Genomic DNA, 17,997 nt, shown 5'->3' on the forward strand with positions numbered 1-17,997 from the left:
AATTGTAATCAATTTTAGGCTAGAGGCCTGCCGCAGCCCTCAAAGCGGCTGCCTTGTCCTTGCGCTCCCATGTGAAGTCAGGCTCCTCGCGGCCAAAATGGCCATATGCAGCGGTCTTTTTATAAATAGGGCGCAACAGATCCAGCATTTTTACAATACCCTTCGGACGAAGATCAAAATGCTCCGATACGAGTTTTGCAATCTGCTCGTCGGCAATCTTGCCAGTACCAAAGGTGCTAACCATGACCGATGTAGGACGAGCCACACCAATCGCATATGAGATCTGAATGAGGCATTTACTGGCCAAACCAGCAGCCACCACATTCTTGGCTACATAGCGACCAGCATAGGCAGCCGATCGATCAACCTTGGACGGATCTTTCCCAGAAAACGCACCGCCACCATGAGGAGCTGCGCCACCGTAGGTATCCACAATAATTTTGCGTCCGGTGAGGCCGCAATCGCCTTGCGGGCCACCAATCACAAAACGGCCGGTTGGGTTCACCAAATATTTAATGTCGCCCTTGATTAAATGCTTAGGCAAAACTGGCTTGATTACTTCTTCGATCACCGCTTCACGTAATTTCTCCAAGGGAATATCCGCGGCATGCTGTGTCGATAGCACCACCGTATCAATCGAGTCGGGCTTTCCATCGACATAGCGCAAGGTCACTTGGGATTTTGCATCGGGGCGCAGCCAATTTAGGCGCCCGTCACGACGCAATTGAGATTGGCGCTCCACCAAACGGTGTGACAAATAAATTGGTAAGGGCATTAGCTCAGGGGTCTCATCGCAAGCGTAACCAAACATTAGGCCCTGATCGCCCGCACCTTGATCCAAGCCATCATCGTGCGCTTTATCAACGCCTTGCGCAATGTCTGGGCTTTGTTTGTCATAAGCTACTAAAACTGCGCAGCCCTTGTAATCGATACCATATTCAGTGTTGTCATAACCAATCTCGCGCAGGGTATTGCGCGCTACTTGAATGTAATCAACATTGGCATTGGTGGTGATTTCACCGGCCAGAACTACTAAGCCAGTATTGCAAAGTGTCTCAGCAGCAACGCGTGCCTTTGGATCTTGCGCCAAAATAGCATCTAAGATCGAATCTGAGATCTGGTCTGCAACTTTATCGGGATGTCCTTCAGAAACCGATTCTGAGGTAAAGAAATAATCGTTAGCCATTCTATTCTCCATTTAATTAAGCACTGACAACACCACGTGCCGGGGAATACAACGGCGACGCTTTAGCAGATTTTTTTAATTCGCCCCGCAAGTTGTCTTTAACTCGGCGAATAGCCAAATTCTAGCGCATCTAAGAACAGGCCGCCAAACCCCATTTTGAATTGAATATCATTAGCACATGTCACATTGGGCCTTGCATTTCATTCTAAAAGGTGTCGCCAGCCTCCCCTTGAGTTTGGCCCAGATTCTGGGTGGCTTAGGCGGGATTGTGGCCTACACCTTTTTCTCTCATTTTCGTGGCCTATTTCAAGAAAACTATCGCCATGCAATGCAGCTTCATGGTAGAACAACTCATCCATGGAGGGCTGCCGCAGCTTCTGGCATGCTTTTTATCGATAGTCTTTGGATCTGGCATAACCCTAAAAAGGCGCTATCACGTGCTGACGTCCAGGACTGGAGCCCAGTCGATCAAGCGGTTCAAGAGGGCAAGGGCTTGGTGATGCTCACACCCCACCTGGGCGGCTTTGAAATCATCCCCCGCATATTAGCCAATCATTTTCCGGCTACCATTTTGTATCGTCCGGCTCGTCAAGAGTGGCTAAATGATCTAATTGAGGAGCAACGCGCCTATCCCAATATGCACTTTGTACCCACCAATCTGCAAGGAGTCCGAAAAATGGTCAAAGCCCTTCAAGAAGGCGAGGCGATTGGCATTCTTCCGGATCAAGTGCCCAGTGGCGGTGATGGGGTGTGGGTGAAGTTTTTTAATCGCTACGCTTATACGACCCCCCTGCCAGCTCGGTTAGCGAATCGCAATCAAACCCCCGTCATCTTGTTCTCAGCCATTCGCAAATCACTTGGTCAAGGCTGGATCATTAAAGCGCAACGCCTAAAGGCATTTTCAGAGGATCCCCATCAGGCAGCTACCCAAATGAACGAAGCGATTGAAGCGGTCATTCTTGAGGCTCCTGAGCAATTTATTTGGTCATACAACCGTTATAAACACCCGGAGGGCGCTGAGCTTCCACCCCAAGAGTAAATTATTTGATGAGCTGGCTACACACCCTTCTCAATTACATTGGCCTGAGCATTCTGAGGCTTTTTGCTTTCCTGCCCTACACGTGGACCGTTCAAATTGGGTACGCCCTCGGATCAGTATTTGGGCGTCTACCTCACCAACGTAAATATGTAGTTCTTCGTAATTTAGAACTGTGTTTTCCAAATCTCGGTCCCCATCAAATACAAATCTTAGCCAATCAACACTGGCGCCTCTTGGGGCGCGCAGTCATTGAGCGCAGCCGTGTTTGGCTTGGCAGTGCAGAACAAATTTTCTCGATGGTCGACATTGAGAGCGAAATTCCTCTGGGCGATAACAAGCCTCGGATTTTGGTCATCCCCCACTTTGTCGGCTTTGAATGCGGATTCATGGCACTTTCTGCCCTTGGAGAAAAAAATGGCTGGCAGCGCGGAGCGGGTTTATATCAGAACATGAAAAACCCATTTTTTAACCAAAAAATCATTGAATGGCGCAACCGCTTTGGTGCTAAATCAATTAATCGTCAGAACCGACTCTTTGATTTAATTCGAGAGATTCGTAAAGGTAATTTTGTCGTCATTGCGCCCGATATTGATCTTGGCCCTAAAGACTCGGTTTTTGTTCCCTTCTTTGGTATTCCAACTAATACAATCACTGCGATATCGCGTCTAGCAAAAGCATGTAGTGCGGAAGTATGTTTGATGATCACAACGCTGAATGCGGACAAGAGTAAATACATTTGCAAAATCCATAAAGCCTTACCAAATTTTCCTAGCGATGATCCAGTATCTGACACTGCGCGATTAAATCATTACTTTGAAGAAGAAATTCGTAAACGCCCGGCTGAATACTATTGGGTTCATAAGCGCTTCAAATATCGCCCGCCAGGTGAAGCAAGCTTGTATGATTAGCCTCACATACTCTAAACGCATGTTATGACCCGATTACGCTTTACCAAAATGCATGGCGCCGGCAATGACTTTATTGTGATTGATGCGACTCGCCAAGACATTCGATCGATTACCCCAACGATTTGGCGAAAATTAGCACATCGCCAACTAGGTATCGGGGCCGATCAAATCTTGCTCGTGGAAAAAAGTAGTCTGCCAGATGTTGATTTTAAATACCGTATCTTGAATGCAGATGGGGGCGAAGTCGAGCAATGCGGTAATGGTTCAAGATGCTTTGTGCGTTTTGTTCATGAGGAAGGTCTTAGCACTAAAGATCAAATCCGAGTTGAAGTGCGTAATGGTCTTCTAAGCCTCAAACGCTTAGCTAATGGCTATGTAGAAGTTGATATGGGTAGCCCCATCTTTAACTCTGACGATATTCCATTTATTCCCTCGGGCCTGACAAGTAAACAAGAATTACACGAAACCCTTTATGCACTCCCACTGAGTCGCAATAGCGGCGCACATGCCGACTGGATTGCAGCTTTATCCATGGGCAACCCCCATGCCATTCAAGTGGTTGAGGATATTGATAGTGCGCCGGTATTAATCGATGGTCCGCTGATTGAGTCGCATCCCGCCTTTCCAAATCGAGTCAATGCTGGCTTTATGCAAGTTCTTGATCGCCACACAATTCGCTTGCGAGTCTATGAACGTGGAGCGGGCGAGACCCTATCGTGCGGTACCGGAGCGTGTGCTGCGGTGGTATCGGGCATTCGCCGCGGACTACTGGACTCCCCAGTAAAGGTAAGTACCCGTGGCGGAGAACTCGAAATTTTGTGGGATGGCTTTAAAAATCCCCACGCCCCCGTTTTGATGCGTGGGCCCACTCAAACCGTGTATCAGGGCGAAATCGATTTAGATACGCTTTAAATCCCGTATCGAGCCCGGTAATTTTGAACTGCGGGTAGATGCGTTTGCAATTGCTGATCATGCGATTGTTGTAAAAAACGCATCAGGCTATCCAAATTAGCGATTGCAATTACTGGTAAACCAAATTCTTGTCCGACACTTTGGACCGCAGAATATTGCCCAATATTGACTGCGTCTCCGGATTTTTCCATACGATCGAGTGCAATTAATACCGCGCAGGGCTTGGCACCGACCCGCTCAATTAAATCAACCGACTCACGCACCGAGGTGCCCGCTGAAATCACATCGTCAATAATGACAACCCGACCATGAACCGGAGCACCAATCAGGGTTCCGCCTTCGCCGTGATCTTTGGCCTCTTTGCGGTTATAGGCAAACGGGGTATTACGACCGGCATGCGCTAGTGCAATTGCCGTACTCGCCGCCAAAGTAATGCCCTTGTATGCGGGCCCAAAGAGCATATCAAAATCAATTTTGGATCCAAGGAGTGCTTGGGCATAAAACTCACCCAGCCTTCCCAGATGTGCACCATCATTAAAGAGTCCGGCATTAAAAAAATAGGGGGACAGTCGCCCAGCCTTCGTTTTAAACTCGCCAAAGGACAATACTTTTGCCTCAAGCGCGAATTGAATAAAGTCCGATTGAATTTGTTCTGAATTTACACTCATAGGCCTGTATGTTACGCATCATTTCTGCCAATCTCAATGGCATTCGCTCAGCAGCCAAAAAAGGCTTTATGGAGTGGATGCACGATCAGCGTGCTGATTTTATCTGCGTGCAAGAACTCAAGGCTCAAGAAGCTGATCTAGAAAGCACAATCCTCTCACCCGATGGACTAAATGCCTATTTTCATTATGCCGAGAAAAAAGGGTATAGCGGCGCCGGGATCTTCACGCCCCACCCCATCGATGATTTACAAATTGGATTTGGTAACCCTGAATTTGATGCCGAAGGGCGCTATGTCGAAATCTCGATCGGCTCCCTGTCAGTGATTTCGGTCTACATGCCCTCTGGGTCCAGTTCTCCCGAACGACAAGAAGCAAAATTTCGTTTTCTAGATGCGTTTTTACCCCACCTCATCAAGCTTCGAAACAAAGGGCGGCAAATTGTTTTATGTGGGGATGTCAATATTGCGCATCACGAGATTGATCTTAAAAACTGGAAAGGTAATTTAAAAAATTCAGGGTTCTTACCGGAAGAGCGCGCCTGGCTAACCAGGCTGTTTACTGAAGAAGGGTATATGGATGTCTATCGACATCTCGAGCCCCATGCAAGTGATACTTGTTATACCTGGTGGAGTCAACGAGGCCAAGCGTATGCCAAGAATGTAGGGTGGCGCATTGATTATCAAATCGCCACACCAGAGTTTGGCAAGTCCGCTAAGAAGGCTAGTATTTATAAAAATCAGCGCTTCTCAGACCATGCGCCGCTTACGATTGAATATGATTGGGCGCTTTAATCTGCATCCGAATAGCGATCCCAATCAAGATGAGGACTGGGATGCCAATCAATGCGGTTGAGATAAAGAAACTTTCGTAGCCAAAGCGATCGACATAGACTCCAGAAAATCCAGCTAACCATTTTGGCAGCAACAGCATCATCGAACTAAATAATGCGTATTGCGTTGCTGAATATTGAACATTGGTTAATGAAGAAAGGTAAGCGATAAACGCAGCCGAAGCGATACCGGAGCTCAGATTATCGGCGGAGATCACCCAAACTAAACCGGTGAGATCATGGCCGCGCGTGCTTAGCCACGCAAAAAGAAGATTGCTGGCCGCCGAGAGAATGGCTCCTAAAAATAAAATGCGCATCACGCCAAAACGCAGCGCCAGAATCCCGCCCACAAACGCGCCGACTAAAGTCATGATGACCCCAAATACTTTAGTAACGGCTGCCACCTCATCCTTGGTATAGCCCATATCCACATAAAACGGGTTCGCCATAATGCCCATCACAACATCGCTGATGCGGTAGACGGCAATGAGTGCCAGAATTAAAAGAGCATGCCAACGATATCGACTAATGAAGTCCGCAAAGGGTTGAATCAGGGTTTGGTGCAACCACTCGCCTGCCGAGCGCGCTTTGGGTAGCTGAACCATTTGGGGCTCAGGACTCAGTAAGGTGGTAATCACACCAACCCCCATCGACAATGCCATTACCAAATACGCAAATTGCCAGGCGTTGGCAAAGTAGAGGCTGGCGCTTTCTTCGGCGCGCGCTGCCAGCCACAATGCGCCCGCTCCTGCCCAAATCATCGCCAAGCGATAACCCGTTTGATAGCTAGCCGCCAAAGCAGCCTGGTACTCTGCCTTTGCCGACTCGATCCGAAAGGCATCAAGTGCAATGTCTTGGGTGGCTGAAGCAAAGGCGACTAATAATGCAAACCAAATAATGACCTGTAAATCTTGCTTGGGATCATTCATGGCCATGCCAACTAGACCAATCATGATGAGCGCTTGAGCGAATAGCAACCAACTGCGCCGACGTCCTAAGTATTTTGTGACTCCAGGAATTGGCACCCGGTCTACCAATGGGGCCCAAAGCCACTTACCGGCATAAAACAGGCCAACCCACGATAAATAACCAATGGTGCTGCGATCAATGCCAAGCTCTCTTAGACGAAAACTTAAGGTACCCAATACCAAGAGAAGTGGCAGGCCGGCCGAGAATCCTAGAAAGAAAATACGAATGCTGGGCCACTCAAGATAGACCCGTAAATCATTCAACCAGGAGCGAATGCTATTTAGCTCCACGCACGCGGTAGATTGCTAAGCTACCAAATAAATTAGGTAGCCAGTGGACCGTCTTGCCATGATGCAAAACAACCCGCCCCAGAATCTCAATTCCTAATTTGTGGGCCAGGGCTTCAAAATCAGCAATGGTCAGAACTCGTACATTGGGGGTATTGAACCACTCATAGGGCAAGGATTTTGAAACCGGCATGCGGCCCAAAGCGACTGCGTAGCGATGCGACCAGTGTCCAAAGTTTGGAAAAGAGACAACGCATTGTTTTCCGACGCGAACCACCTCCCGCAAAATACGCTCGGTTTGATGAATCGTCTGCAAGGTCTGTGATAAGACGACAGTATCAAAACTCTGATCCTTGAAAAGTGCCAAACCACCCTCCAAATCTTGCTGAATTACATTTAAGCCCTTTTCCACACACGCCAATACCGCGCTATCTTTAATTTCAACACCATAAGTAATCGCTTGACGCTTTGCACGAATAAACTCGAGGAACGATCCATCACCACAACCCAGGTCTAGTAACGAGCTGTTTGTTTCAACCCAATTGGCGATCGCATCAAAATCGGATCTTAATTGCATTGCGCCTCCGCCATCGTCGCAAAATAGGCTCGAACTAAGCGATGGTAGCGCTCATTATTGAGTAAGAATGCGTCATGTCCATGCGGCGCATCAATTTCAGCATAGCTCACATCTGCTTTGTTATTAAGTAAGGCTTGCACGATTTCGCGGCTACGATCGGGCGAAAAACGCCAGTCCGTTGAAAAAATGATGAATAAAAATTTAGCATTAGCATGCGCTAGGGCTTGGCTCAAATCCCCCTGATGACGTTTTGCTGGATCAAAATAGTCCAGAGCTCGCGTAATTAACAAATACGTATTGGCATCAAAATACCCAGAGAACTTATCGCCCTGATGGCGCAAATAACTCTCAACGGCAAACTCCACATCAAAACTAAAACGATATTCGTCTGGCGCGCCAGCTAAACGTTGCAAATCGCGCCCAAACTTTTCGGCCATATCGTCATCCGAGAGATACGTAATATGTCCCACCATCCGCGCTAAGCGCAAGCCGCGCTTGGGAACGACCCCATGCTTGTAATAATCGCCCCCATAAAAATCAGGGTCTGACAAAATTGCATTGCGCGCAACTTCATTAAATGCGATATTTTGTGCGCTAAGCTTTGGCGTGGAGGCAATCACCACGCAATGGGCAACGCGCTCTGGATATTGAATCGCCCATGACATGGCCTGCATACCACCTAGACTACCCCCCATAACCGCCGCAAACTTTTGAATGCCCATTTGATCGGCTAGACGTGCTTGTGCATTGACCCAATCCTCAACGGTTAGTACCGGAAAACGAGCCCCATAAGGTTCATTGGTTTGTGGATCGATGCTCATCGGGCCCGTTGAGCCAAAACACGAACCAAGATTATTTACCCCAATCACAAAAAAGTGATTGGTATCGACTGGCTTACCAGGCCCAACCATATTGTCCCACCAGCCCAACTCATCAGCATTGTCTGGATCAATCCCGGCAACGTGATGCGATGCATTCAGCGCATGGCAAATCAGAACCGCATTGCTAGCATTTGCATTCAGTCGTCCATAAGTCTCAACAACTAAATCGTATTGATCAATGCTAGCGCCACTTTGCAACCTTAGCGGTGCATCAAAATGATAGGTTTTCTTTAAAAGATGCAGCTCACTCATGCAGTAAGCAGAATTCGTAGACTTGGCTCAATTCCTTCGCTGGGCAACTTCTTAAAACCGCTCCGAGCAAAGCGATGCCAGCGACCAATCACATAACTCATCAGTAGCGCGGACTGCAAGCTGGCTGTATCGGTAGCCGCTCCATCCTGATGTTGACTTTGTGCAATCCGCAATGATTGCTTTAAGGATGTTTCAACACGATCCAAAACTTGATTGATGCGCTCTTGTAAGCGCTCGTCCTCCTGCAACAAAGCGTCGCCCAATAAAACACGCACCATGCCAGGATTTTTCTCAGCAAAAACCAAGAGCATTTGCACCATCCCCTTCACTTGTGCAATGCCCAATTCCTCTTTTTGATTAATCTGATTAATCAGGCCAAAAATGGTTTGCTCGATAAATGCAATTAAACCCTCAAACATTTGCGCCTTACTAGCAAAATGTCGATAGAGCGCGGCCTCTGAAACGCCGATCTTGGCAGCCAAAGCAGCTGTGGTGACGCGATCGCCGTTTGGGTTTTGCAGCATCTCGGCCAAAATTTGCAGAATTTGTAAACGACGCTCGCCCGGGCGTGGACGCTTACGAGTCTTGGTCTCGCCCCCGCTAATCTCAGAAGCTGAGTCTTGATGAAGAGGGCTACCGCTGCTGTTCATGATTATTTTTTTATCTAGAACGTATCATGGTACCAAAAGCTTGTTCCGTCAGAATTTCTAAGAGTAGGGAGTGCTCAATCCGCCCATCAATAATATGGACCGAGTTCACGCCGCTCTTGGCAGCATCTAGTGCAGACGAAATTTTAGGAAGCATACCCCCGGAAATCGTACCGTCGGCAAATAGTGCATCGATCTCACGTGCACTCAAATCGGTCAAGAGCTTGCCGGATTTATCCATCACGCCCGGTATATTGGTCATCATCACCAATTTCTCAGCTTTGAGAATTTCGGCCATTTTGCCCGCAACCAAATCCGCATTGATGTTATAAGCTTGACCCTCTTCACTAAAACCAATCGGTGAAATGACTGGAATAAATGCATCATCTTGTAAGGCTTTCACCACAGCCGGATTAATCGATTCAATTTCACCGACAAATCCTAAATCGATTGGTGCGCCTGAGGGAGTTTGCTCATTCGGAACCATCATTTTCTTGGCATGAATCAAACCACCGTCTTTGCCAGTTAAACCAACGGCCTGACCACCAAAATGATTAATTAGCATCACGATGTCCTGCTGTACCTCGCCGCCCAATACCCACTCAACCACTTCCATGGTCTCTTCATCGGTAACCCGCATTCCCTGAATAAAGGTGCCGGTCTTGCCAATTTTCTTAAGGGCTTCATCAATTTGCGGGCCACCACCATGAACGACGACCGGGTTCATGCCAACTAGCTTTAGCAAAATCACATCGCGCGCAAAGCTCTCCTTGAGACGCTCTTCAACCATGGCGTTACCGCCATACTTAATCACAATGGTTTTGCCATGGTATTGCCGAATGTAGGGCAGGGCCTCGGCCAAAATCTCGGCCTTCAACAATGGCGGAATGTCGGCGAGTGTTGGTACTGCTTTAGTCATGATGAATAGAAATCCTATTCACCAAATAACTTTTGGCGCAGCTCACGACGCTCTTGGGCCTCAAGTGAGAGATTAGCGGTTGGACGAGCGATTAGGCGCGATAAGCCAATCGCCTCACCGGTTTCTTCGCACCATCCATAGTCACCCGACTCAATCCTTGCTAGCGCTTGCTCAACCTTCTTTAAGAGCTTACGCTCACGATCTCGGGTTCGGAGCTCTAATGCGTGCTCTTCTTCAATCGTCGCCCGATCAGCGGGATCGGGGACCAGTATGTTTTCACGTAAGTGCTCAGTCGTTTCGCTAGCGTGCTTCAAAATATCTTCTTTGAGCGTTTGCAATTTGGTGCGAAAGAACTCCAACTGAGCGGCATTCATGTAGTCCTTTTCAGACATCTTTAGTAATTCGGCCTCAGTTAGGGGGGCGCCTTTAGCGGACGATCCAGAAGCTTTCTTACTGGGCTCAGCAGACTTCGCTTTGGTACTCGCTTCTTTTGTCGTCATGGTTTTTCCTTCGCTCCAAATAATCAACACCTTAAACCCCAGGGCAATATCGCCAATCAGGGTTACTACTAAAAGTCACTTAATTGCACTTTTAAGGGAGCATTATTACGCTTTCTATAAAAGTTTCAATGGCTATTTAAATACAACCGTGGCGGCGCATTGTACAGTAATTCAATTAATTCAATTAGTTAGCCAAGCAGCCTTCCAAACCGGCCAGCAAAGTATCTTTTGGCAGATCAATTCCAATGAATACCATCCGAGTTTGTTTAGCCTCTGCCCCCCATGGGCCAGCCAAATCACTACCCATCATTTCATGAACGCCCTGAAGAACCACCTTGCGGGCTGAACCCTTCACATACAAGACGCCTTTGTAGCGCAACATCTTCTCCCCAAATACAGATAAGACGCCCCCCAAAAAATCCTCCAACTTGCGGTGATCGAACGGTTTATCGCTTTTAAAAACAAATGATTGAATCCGATCGGTATGCCCATGGTGGTTGTGATGATTGTGGCCATGGCCATGGTGATGCTCATGATCGTGGTGGTGATCGTGACCACATTCGCTGTGATCGTGATCATCCTCTTCCAAAAAATGGGGATCAATATCGAGCTTGGCATTTAAATTAAATCCCCGCAAATCCAAGACGGAATCGAGCGGTACCACGCCCTTTGTAATCGTTTGGATGGGTGCTCTTGGGTTCATATGCATCAACCGATTTTTTAGAGCCGCAATTTCTTCTGGGCTCGTAAGGTCTGTTTTAGTAATAAAGATGCGATCGGCAAAGCCAACTTGGCGCTGAACTTCCTCGTGCTCATTAAGCTGTTTCTGTCCATGCTTAGCATCGACAAGGGTAACAACGGCATCTAACACGTAATGATTAGCAATGTCATCATCAATGAAAAACGTTTGCGCAACCGGACCGGGGTTTGCCACACCAGTCGTTTCAATGACCACATGGTCAAACTGAATTTTTTTACTCTTACGCTGCTCCCATAGCTGATTTAATGCTTCAACTAAATCGCCTCGAATCGAACAGCACACGCAGCCATTGCTCATTTGCACAATTTGCTCTTGCGTATCTTGAACTAGGATATCGTTATCGATATTTTCTTCACCAAACTCGTTTTCAATCACAGCAATTTTTTTGCCATGCTCACCGGTCAAAATGTGTTTTAACAAAGTGGTCTTACCACTGCCCAAAAATCCCGTGAGAATCGTTACTGGTATTAATGCCATCGTGATGTCATTTCTTAAAAAGAATGTTTAAACAAGTATCTTACCGATTATTGGGTGCGTTGGAGTAGCAATCCTTTAAGGTATTCCCCTTCCGGAAAACTAGCCAGAACTGGATGATCCAATCCCGCTGCCAAACGCCGCAGGATTCGATAATTCGTTTCTTGATCTTGCATATGTGACAAGGCCTCACTAACGGATGAAGTGATCATTTGCTCAAAATGCTCGAGGCTAACAGCGCCTGAGCAAGAAAATGTGAATAGCAGGCCGCCCGGATTGAGTAATTGCAAGGCAGCGCGATTAATCTCTTTATAGGCCTTTAAGGCACGCTCAAGATGCTGAGCCGAAGGCGCAAACTTTGGGGGATCTAAGACGATTAAATCAAATTTTTCCTGAGCGCCCCGCAGTTCTCGAAGGGTAGCAAAGGCATCGGCATCATGCCAGGTAGCCAATTCCGAAGAATAGCCATTCATTGCCATTTGACGCTGTGCCAAGGCCAAGGCATCGCCAGATGAATCAACTGACATCACGCTCTTTGCTCCTCCTTGCAAAGCCGCCAAAGAGAATCCACCGGTGTAGCAAAACATATTGAGCACTCGGCGATTGCTTGCAAGCTCAGACACCATCTTGCGGTTATCGCGCTGATCAATATAAAAACCGGTCTTATGACCTCCTAGCACATCGATTCCATACTGAACCCCATGCTCATTGACCGAAATGAGCTCACCGTCATGGTCGCCAGACAAAATACCGCTCTGCTCTGCTAATCCCTCTCGAGCTCGCACTGCAGCATCCGAGCGCTCGACCATCAAGGAGCACTGGGTTTGCTCTTGTAAGGCGCTGATGATGGCATCTCGCCAATATTCCACGCCTGCACTCAGAAACTGGCAAACAATCACCCGATCATACTGGTCAACAATCAGGCCGGGTAAGCCATCGGCCTCCCCAGCAATTAATCGAATCGCATTTGTGCCTCGTATCCATTGCTGCCGATGCTGTATCGCTGCACTAATTTTGCGCTTAAAAAAGGCGTGATCAATGGCTTCGGTTTCATTCCACGACCAAATGCGCACACGGATCTTCGACAGCGGGCTATAGGCCCCTTTTGCAATCCAGCGGCCATCTTGACTAAGGATCTGAACCGTTGCACCTGCTTTGGGCTTTCCATCAACCCTCTTGATCGCGGTTGCATACACCCAAGGGTGCCTCCGCACTATGGGGCGCTCCTTACCCGCCTCAAGAATAATGTTGCAGTTCACGTTTTATTACCCTTCACTTTGGCGCGTGGGTGAGCATTGTCATAGGCTTTTGCTAAATGCTGAAAATCCAAGGCGGTATAAATTTGCGTACTGGCAATACTGGCGTGTCCTAACATTTCTTGCACGGCTCGCAAGTCATGGGACGATTGCAGAACATGGCTAGCAAAACTGTGGCGCATCATGTGTGGATGTACATGGGTAGGCAAACCAGCCCGAATGGCCATCGACCTCAAACGGGCCTGCACGGTGCGTGGCGCAAGACGCCTACCCTGAATCGATACAAATAAAGCCTGCTCATCCTGCAACGTTAATAAAGCGCGTTGCGATTTCCAACGCTGCAATGCCTCCATGGCGGGCTTTCCAACTGGAATGGTCCTGCGCTTATTGCCCTTACCAAGAACCGAAACCTCGCTTGCACTCCAATCAATCCAACCTAAAGAATCTCGACTTGGCTCACTATCTAACCCTAACAGCTCTGATAGGCGCAAGCCCGATGAATACAAAAGTTCGATCAAAGCATGATCACGACTCAACTCCCACTCTTCATTTTCTGCCGCCTCTTTAGCGGCAAACTCAATGAGGGCCAGTGCTTGTTCTACCGATAATGCCTTCGGTAGCAACTTACTGCGCTTGGGGGCTTTGATATCGGCGACGGGGTTTGATCCAAGACCAAGCTGACCTTTACTTTCCAATAAGAGCCAGTCATAAAAACCGCGCCATGCCGATAAAACTCGAGCAATCGATCGTGCAGATAGCCCCTTGGCGTGAAGCGTTGCGGTCCAACGACGAATGAGTGCATGATTAATTTGATCAATTGCACACTTCTCAAGTTGTGCATTCTCGTAGAGAATTTTTAAATCAGCGCGATACGCTTTAATCGTATGAACCGATAATTGCCGCACAACATGCAAGTTATATAGGTAGGCCTCGATCTTCGCCGAGAGAGTGTCCACAATCGTGTGCTTATTTGTGCTTAAGCGGCAACCCGCCGCAACGCTGCTGCAGCTAAACCAGCAATTTGTCTTAAATAAAACACGCCCATGTCCTCTGTAAAACGTTCACCGTCTTTGCTAAGAAGTGCTAAGCCGGCAAAGCGATTTTGCTCCAACGGTATTGCTAATACAGCAATGCTCTGCCAATCATGATTGCCTTGCAAATGGACTAACTTTTCTTTAAACACATCTGGACATTTCGCGAAGGGCTGGCAAATGGGGTGCTCTAACAATGCCTCAAACGCAGGATCAACTGGTAATACTTTACAAACCTCGACCTCAAAGACAGAGGAAAGACCGGTTTCAATCGCACCATTTACTTGCTGGCTATCTTGCGCCTCAATGAGCTTTTGTAACCAAGCAACCATTGCTACTTGGGTCTTGTCATTACGACTGCCAAAACGTAGCATTTCGTTTAAGCGTGAATTAAGTTCTTGGTTTTGTGAGCGTAGCAAATGCATTTGTCGCTCTTGCAACGAAATAGCTCGATCGCTATTGGGATCTTTTAGGCGCACTTCTTGCAAGACCTCAGCATGGCGCTCAAAAAATCCTGGGCAAGCTTTTAGCCATTGGGCCACTAAGGCTTCTTGTTCATCCTGACTAAGCTCGGTAGCACTCATTTCATTTCCTATCCACTTTGTAATTTCTTGCGCAGTAACTCATTGAGTTGCTGAGGATTTGCTTTGCCTTGCGAGGCTTTCATCACCTGGCCAATTAAGGCGTTAAAGGCTTTCTCTTTGCCAGACTTAAACTCTTCAACAGATTTTGGATTGGCCTGTAACACCCCATTAACGAGGGCCTCTAAGGCACCAATATCGGTTATTTGCTTTAACCCCCGCTGCTCAATCATTTCATCAATCGCGATGGCTGGTTTCTTGGCGAGCGCATCCTCCCAAATTAAGATGAATATCTCTTTTGCAATCTTGTTAGAAATCGTTCCGTCTAAAGAACGATTAAGTAGTGCCTCGATCTGAGCAATATCAATTGGTAATTGATGGGCGGATAAATTCGAGCGATTTAGGGCCGAGGCCAAATCACCAGCAATGAAGTTCGCAATGGTCTTGGCGTGTTTTGCGCCTAAACGGCGGACCAGCTCCATAAATAAATCGGCTGTGGCTCGATCCTGGCTGAGGATCTGACTATCGTAAGGACTAAGTCCGTATTCGGATTGCCACTGCGCGCGTAGCGTGGCTGGTAATGCTGGCATACCAGCACGAATTTCTTCAATCCAATCCGCATGAATGACGAGGGGTAATAAATCAGGGTCTGGGAAATACCGATAATCTTGAGCGTCTTCTTTACTGCGCATGCTGCGAGTCTCTTGAAGATCCGGGTCGTATAAACGCGTCTCCTGAATGACTATACCGCCATCTTCAATCAGTTCAATTTGGCGACGCACTTCATACTGAATGGCCTCTTCTAAGAATCGGAAAGAATTTAGATTCTTAATTTCGCAGCGCGTTCCGAATTCAGTTTGTCCCATCGGTCGCACCGATACATTGGCGTCGCATCGAAACGATCCTTCTTGCATATTGCCATCGCAGACCCCTAGCCACACCACTAAGCCATGAAGGGCTTTCGCATAAGCAACCGCCTCAGCAGCGCTGCGCATCACCGGCTCGGTGACGATCTCTAGAAGAGGAGTGCCGGCTCGATTTAAATCAATCCCGCTAGCTGGTTCGCCATGGGGGCCAATAAAGTTCTCGTGAACGGATTTGCCAGCATCTTCCTCTAGGTGGGCTCGAGTTAGCTCAACCACCTTGGTCTGACCATCGACAACGATTTCAATTTGTCCGCCGACGACCACCGGTATCTCATATTGACTAATTTGATAGCCCTTAGGCAGATCAGGATAAAAATAATTTTTACGAGCAAAAATACTGCGCGGAGAAATCTGGGCACCAATCGCCAAACCAAAACGAATCGCGTGCTCAACCGCTTGACGATTTAAAACTGGCAACACCCCTGGTAGCGCTAAATCAACAGCACACGCTTGGGTATTTGGCTGGGCACCAAATTGCGTACTCGCCCCACTAAATATTTTGGACTGTGTTAGCAGTTGCGTATGGGTCTCGAGACCAATGACAATTTCCCACTTCATCATGCCACCCCTTCGGGTCTGCGCAAATGCCAGTCGCTTGCTTGCTGATACTGGTGCGCAACTTGCAATAGACGCGCCTCAGAGAAATAATTTCCGATCAATTGCATTCCAATCGGCAGCCCATCGCCCGAAAATCCACAGGGTGCGCTCATCGCTGGCAAGCCTGCCAAATTCGCTGACAGGGTATAAATATCTTCTAAGTACATCTGCAAGGGATCTTTGGTCTTTTCACCCAGGCCCCAAGCAACATCAGGGGCTACAGGCCCTAAAATCACATCGCACCGGGTAAAAGCCTGTGCAAAGTCTGCCGCAATGATGCGACGAATCTTTTGAGCTTGCAAATAGTAAGCATCGTAATAGCCGTGCGATAAGACATAACTACCAATCAAAATGCGCCGCTTCACCTCCGCACCAAAACCTTCGCTGCGGGAACGTTGATACATTTCCAATAAATCAGAGTACTCGCTCGTACGATGGCCATAACGCACCCCGTCGTAACGACTCAAGTTGCTCGATGCTTCAGCGGGAGCTAAAACGTAATACACCGGGATCGATAACTTCGTTTTAGGCAAACTCACTTCGGTAATAGCAGCCCCCAAGGATTGAAGTACCTCTTTAGCAACCAGTACCGCTTGCGCTACATCCTGCGACAGACCCTCGGAAAAAAATTCCTTTGGCAAGCCGATGCGCAATCCCAACAGCGGTTTTTTAGGATCTTCGCCAGACCAGGCTTGACTCAGAAAACGTCCGTAGTCTTCGCCGCTATCAGCAAGGGATGTTGAATCGCGCGGATCGTGCTTCGACATGGCGCTCAGTAACAGAGCGCAATCCTCAGCGGTTTTTCCAATTGGGCCTGCCTGGTCCAGTGAGGAAGCATAAGCAATCATGCCGTATCGCGAAACACGACCGTAAGTTGGCTTAATCCCTGTCAGGCCACAAAATGCGGCGGGCTGCCGAATCGATCCACCGGTATCGGTCCCAGTAGCGATTGGCGCCAATCCGGCGGCAACGGCGACCGCCGAACCACCCGAAGATCCCCCCGAGACCCGTTGTGCATTCCACGGATTAAGTGCAGGCCCAAATGCAGAGTTCTCATTGGAAGAGCCCATCGCAAACTCATCCATATTGGTTTTGCCTAGGCACACCATACCTGCAGCCTTTGGATTCTCTGCGTCTGGCAAGCCCAAACTTGCTACCACGGCTGCATCAAAGGGGCTTTTATAGCCCGCCAACATTTTGGAAGCGGCTGTCGTGACCCACTCTTTGGTCACGAAAACATCTTTGTGGGCAATCGGAATTCCGGTTAAAGGTCCTGCAAGCCCTTGTGATATCAGCTGATCAGCGCGTCTGGCCTGCTCTCGCGTCTGATCTGGCAAAACATCGAGATAGGCGTTTAGATGCTGGTATTTTGTCATCCGCTCAAGAAAGAATTCACATAACTCTAAGCTTGATATTTCTTTATTAATCAATGACTTAGATAAACTTTGCAGGGTTTGGTGCTGCCAATTCATTCGATCACTCTCGGGACTAAAAAGTAGCCCTCGGCTTGCGCGGGTGCGTTCGCCATATTCACTTCGCGCGCATTTACCTCGGTGCATGCGTCAGGCCGTAAAGGCTGAGCCAAATCTTCTATAAATAAAATGGGGTGGGGCAAAGGCTCAATCTGCTCGGTATTGACTGCTTGCATTTGTTCGACGAGAGCGAAAACGGCCTCCAATTGTGGCAATACTGCCTCGGCCTCTGAGGCGCTTAATTGCAAGCGAGAGAGCTTAGCTATGCGGTGAACTTCATATATATCCATGGGGTGCTAGAGTATCATTTCATCTTTAAGCTAATT

At 48.0% G+C, this 17,997-nt stretch carries 19 protein-coding genes; 4 read left to right on the forward strand and 15 right to left on the reverse strand.

Annotation, left to right across the window (positions count from 1 at the left end; translation table 11 throughout):
* Positions 1-19: 19 nt before the first annotated feature.
* Positions 20-1,186, reverse strand: a complete 1,167-nt coding sequence (metK, locus tag AOC32_RS09445) for a methionine adenosyltransferase (RefSeq protein WP_108509211.1) — start codon at positions 1,184-1,186, stop codon at positions 20-22.
* Between the two features lie 178 nt (positions 1,187-1,364).
* Here metK and AOC32_RS09450 point away from each other — a divergent pair, with 178 nt between their 5' ends.
* Genes AOC32_RS09450 through dapF form a run of 3 tightly spaced genes read left to right on the forward strand, consistent with a single transcriptional unit; the run spans position 1,365 to position 4,045 of the window.
* On the forward strand, positions 1,365-2,225 hold the full coding sequence (locus AOC32_RS09450) for a lysophospholipid acyltransferase family protein (RefSeq protein WP_108509212.1): 861 nt from the start codon (positions 1,365-1,367) through the stop codon (positions 2,223-2,225).
* Positions 2,226-2,233: 8 nt separating this feature from the next.
* Entirely contained in the window at positions 2,234-3,133 is a 900-nt protein-coding gene (locus AOC32_RS09455; protein ID WP_108509213.1) for an LpxL/LpxP family acyltransferase, read from the forward strand.
* Positions 3,134-3,157: 24 nt separating this feature from the next.
* Positions 3,158-4,045 (forward strand): diaminopimelate epimerase, encoded by an 888-nt coding sequence (gene dapF / locus AOC32_RS09460; protein ID WP_108509214.1) that lies wholly within the window; start codon positions 3,158-3,160, stop codon positions 4,043-4,045.
* Here dapF and pyrE read toward each other — a convergent pair.
* Positions 4,042-4,713: an orotate phosphoribosyltransferase gene (gene pyrE / locus AOC32_RS09465; RefSeq protein WP_108509215.1), complete on the reverse strand. Its 672-nt coding sequence runs from the start codon at positions 4,711-4,713 to the stop codon at positions 4,042-4,044. The two genes, dapF and pyrE, sit on opposite strands and share 4 nt — an antisense overlap.
* 8 nt (positions 4,714-4,721) lie before the next feature.
* On the opposite strand from pyrE, the gene AOC32_RS09470 reads away from it, so the two are divergent.
* On the forward strand, positions 4,722-5,504 hold the full coding sequence (locus AOC32_RS09470; RefSeq protein ID WP_108509216.1) for an exodeoxyribonuclease III: 783 nt from the start codon (positions 4,722-4,724) through the stop codon (positions 5,502-5,504).
* Here the strand turns inward: AOC32_RS09470 and AOC32_RS09475 are convergent.
* From AOC32_RS09475 to gatC, 13 genes are all read right to left on the reverse strand, one after another.
* A complete protein-coding gene (locus AOC32_RS09475) occupies positions 5,476-6,801 on the reverse strand; it encodes an AmpG family muropeptide MFS transporter (RefSeq protein WP_234409753.1) in 1,326 nt (441 codons plus the stop codon). The two genes, AOC32_RS09470 and AOC32_RS09475, sit on opposite strands and share 29 nt — an antisense overlap.
* Positions 6,788-7,375: a methionine biosynthesis protein MetW gene (gene metW, locus AOC32_RS09480; protein WP_108509217.1), complete on the reverse strand. Its 588-nt coding sequence runs from the start codon at positions 7,373-7,375 to the stop codon at positions 6,788-6,790. Before metW ends, AOC32_RS09475 begins: the two co-directional genes overlap by 14 nt.
* The gene (gene metX, locus AOC32_RS09485) at positions 7,366-8,508 is read right to left on the reverse strand and encodes a homoserine O-succinyltransferase MetX (RefSeq protein WP_108509218.1); all 1,143 of its coding nucleotides are present in this window, start codon (positions 8,506-8,508) and stop codon (positions 7,366-7,368) included. Before metX ends, metW begins: the two co-directional genes overlap by 10 nt.
* Positions 8,505-9,158: a nucleoid occlusion factor SlmA gene (slmA, locus tag AOC32_RS09490; RefSeq protein ID WP_108509219.1), complete on the reverse strand. Its 654-nt coding sequence runs from the start codon at positions 9,156-9,158 to the stop codon at positions 8,505-8,507. Before slmA ends, metX begins: the two co-directional genes overlap by 4 nt.
* Before the next feature lie 10 nt (positions 9,159-9,168).
* Positions 9,169-10,074, reverse strand: a complete 906-nt coding sequence (gene argB, locus AOC32_RS09495; RefSeq protein ID WP_108509220.1) for an acetylglutamate kinase — start codon at positions 10,072-10,074, stop codon at positions 9,169-9,171.
* A gap of 14 nt (positions 10,075-10,088) precedes the next feature.
* Positions 10,089-10,466, reverse strand: a complete 378-nt coding sequence (dksA, locus tag AOC32_RS09500; RefSeq protein WP_234409852.1) for an RNA polymerase-binding protein DksA — start codon at positions 10,464-10,466, stop codon at positions 10,089-10,091.
* Positions 10,467-10,758: 292 nt separating this feature from the next.
* Positions 10,759-11,811, reverse strand: a complete 1,053-nt coding sequence (locus AOC32_RS09505) for a CobW family GTP-binding protein (protein WP_108509222.1) — start codon at positions 11,809-11,811, stop codon at positions 10,759-10,761.
* Between the two features lie 47 nt (positions 11,812-11,858).
* Positions 11,859-13,067, reverse strand: coding sequence for a class I SAM-dependent rRNA methyltransferase (locus AOC32_RS09510; protein WP_108509223.1), 1,209 nt, complete (start codon positions 13,065-13,067; stop codon positions 11,859-11,861).
* Entirely contained in the window at positions 13,064-14,020 is a 957-nt protein-coding gene (locus AOC32_RS09515; protein WP_108509224.1) for a tyrosine recombinase XerC, read from the reverse strand. The genes AOC32_RS09510 and AOC32_RS09515 overlap by 4 nt, the downstream gene beginning before the upstream one ends.
* Positions 14,021-14,040: 20 nt before the next feature.
* Positions 14,041-14,679: a DUF484 family protein gene (locus AOC32_RS09520; protein ID WP_108509225.1), complete on the reverse strand. Its 639-nt coding sequence runs from the start codon at positions 14,677-14,679 to the stop codon at positions 14,041-14,043.
* 8 nt (positions 14,680-14,687) lie between these two features.
* On the reverse strand, positions 14,688-16,163 hold the full coding sequence (gene gatB, locus AOC32_RS09525; RefSeq protein ID WP_108509226.1) for an Asp-tRNA(Asn)/Glu-tRNA(Gln) amidotransferase subunit GatB: 1,476 nt from the start codon (positions 16,161-16,163) through the stop codon (positions 14,688-14,690).
* Positions 16,160-17,671, reverse strand: coding sequence for an Asp-tRNA(Asn)/Glu-tRNA(Gln) amidotransferase subunit GatA (gatA, locus tag AOC32_RS09530; RefSeq protein ID WP_108509227.1), 1,512 nt, complete (start codon positions 17,669-17,671; stop codon positions 16,160-16,162). Before gatA ends, gatB begins: the two co-directional genes overlap by 4 nt.
* Positions 17,668-17,961 carry an Asp-tRNA(Asn)/Glu-tRNA(Gln) amidotransferase subunit GatC gene (gene gatC / locus AOC32_RS09535; protein ID WP_108509228.1) on the reverse strand — a complete coding sequence of 98 codons (294 nt, stop codon included), beginning with the start codon at positions 17,959-17,961 and terminating at the stop codon, positions 17,668-17,670. The genes gatA and gatC overlap by 4 nt, the downstream gene beginning before the upstream one ends.
* Positions 17,962-17,997: the final 36 nt, after the last annotated feature.

Source organism: Polynucleobacter acidiphobus, assembly GCF_003065385.1.
GTDB classification, from domain to species: Bacteria; Pseudomonadota; Gammaproteobacteria; order Burkholderiales; family Burkholderiaceae; genus Polynucleobacter; species Polynucleobacter acidiphobus.

Bases quoted from the DNA above. Each gene is read 5' to 3' on its own strand.
- metX (WP_108509218.1), bottom strand. From the start codon at position 8,508: ATGAGTGAGCTGCATCTTTTAAAGAAAACCTATCATTTTGATGCACCG.
- pyrE (WP_108509215.1), bottom strand. From the start codon at position 4,713: ATGAGTGTAAATTCAGAACAAATTCAATCGGACTTTATTCAATTCGCG.
- dapF (WP_108509214.1), top strand. From the start codon at position 3,158: ATGACCCGATTACGCTTTACCAAAATGCATGGCGCCGGCAATGACTTT.
- gatA (WP_108509227.1), bottom strand. From the start codon at position 17,671: ATGAATTGGCAGCACCAAACCCTGCAAAGTTTATCTAAGTCATTGATT.
- argB (WP_108509220.1), bottom strand. From the start codon at position 10,074: ATGACTAAAGCAGTACCAACACTCGCCGACATTCCGCCATTGTTGAAG.
- AOC32_RS09470 (WP_108509216.1), top strand. From the start codon at position 4,722: ATGTTACGCATCATTTCTGCCAATCTCAATGGCATTCGCTCAGCAGCC.
- metK (WP_108509211.1), bottom strand. From the start codon at position 1,186: ATGGCTAACGATTATTTCTTTACCTCAGAATCGGTTTCTGAAGGACAT.
- AOC32_RS09450 (WP_108509212.1), top strand. From the start codon at position 1,365: ATGTCACATTGGGCCTTGCATTTCATTCTAAAAGGTGTCGCCAGCCTC.
- AOC32_RS09505 (WP_108509222.1), bottom strand. From the start codon at position 11,811: ATGGCATTAATACCAGTAACGATTCTCACGGGATTTTTGGGCAGTGGT.
- metW (WP_108509217.1), bottom strand. From the start codon at position 7,375: ATGCAATTAAGATCCGATTTTGATGCGATCGCCAATTGGGTTGAAACA.
- AOC32_RS09520 (WP_108509225.1), bottom strand. From the start codon at position 14,679: ATGAGTGCTACCGAGCTTAGTCAGGATGAACAAGAAGCCTTAGTGGCC.
- slmA (WP_108509219.1), bottom strand. From the start codon at position 9,158: ATGAACAGCAGCGGTAGCCCTCTTCATCAAGACTCAGCTTCTGAGATT.
- AOC32_RS09455 (WP_108509213.1), top strand. From the start codon at position 2,234: ATGAGCTGGCTACACACCCTTCTCAATTACATTGGCCTGAGCATTCTG.
- gatB (WP_108509226.1), bottom strand. From the start codon at position 16,163: ATGATGAAGTGGGAAATTGTCATTGGTCTCGAGACCCATACGCAACTG.
- dksA (WP_234409852.1), bottom strand. From the start codon at position 10,466: ATGTCTGAAAAGGACTACATGAATGCCGCTCAGTTGGAGTTCTTTCGC.
- gatC (WP_108509228.1), bottom strand. From the start codon at position 17,961: ATGGATATATATGAAGTTCACCGCATAGCTAAGCTCTCTCGCTTGCAA.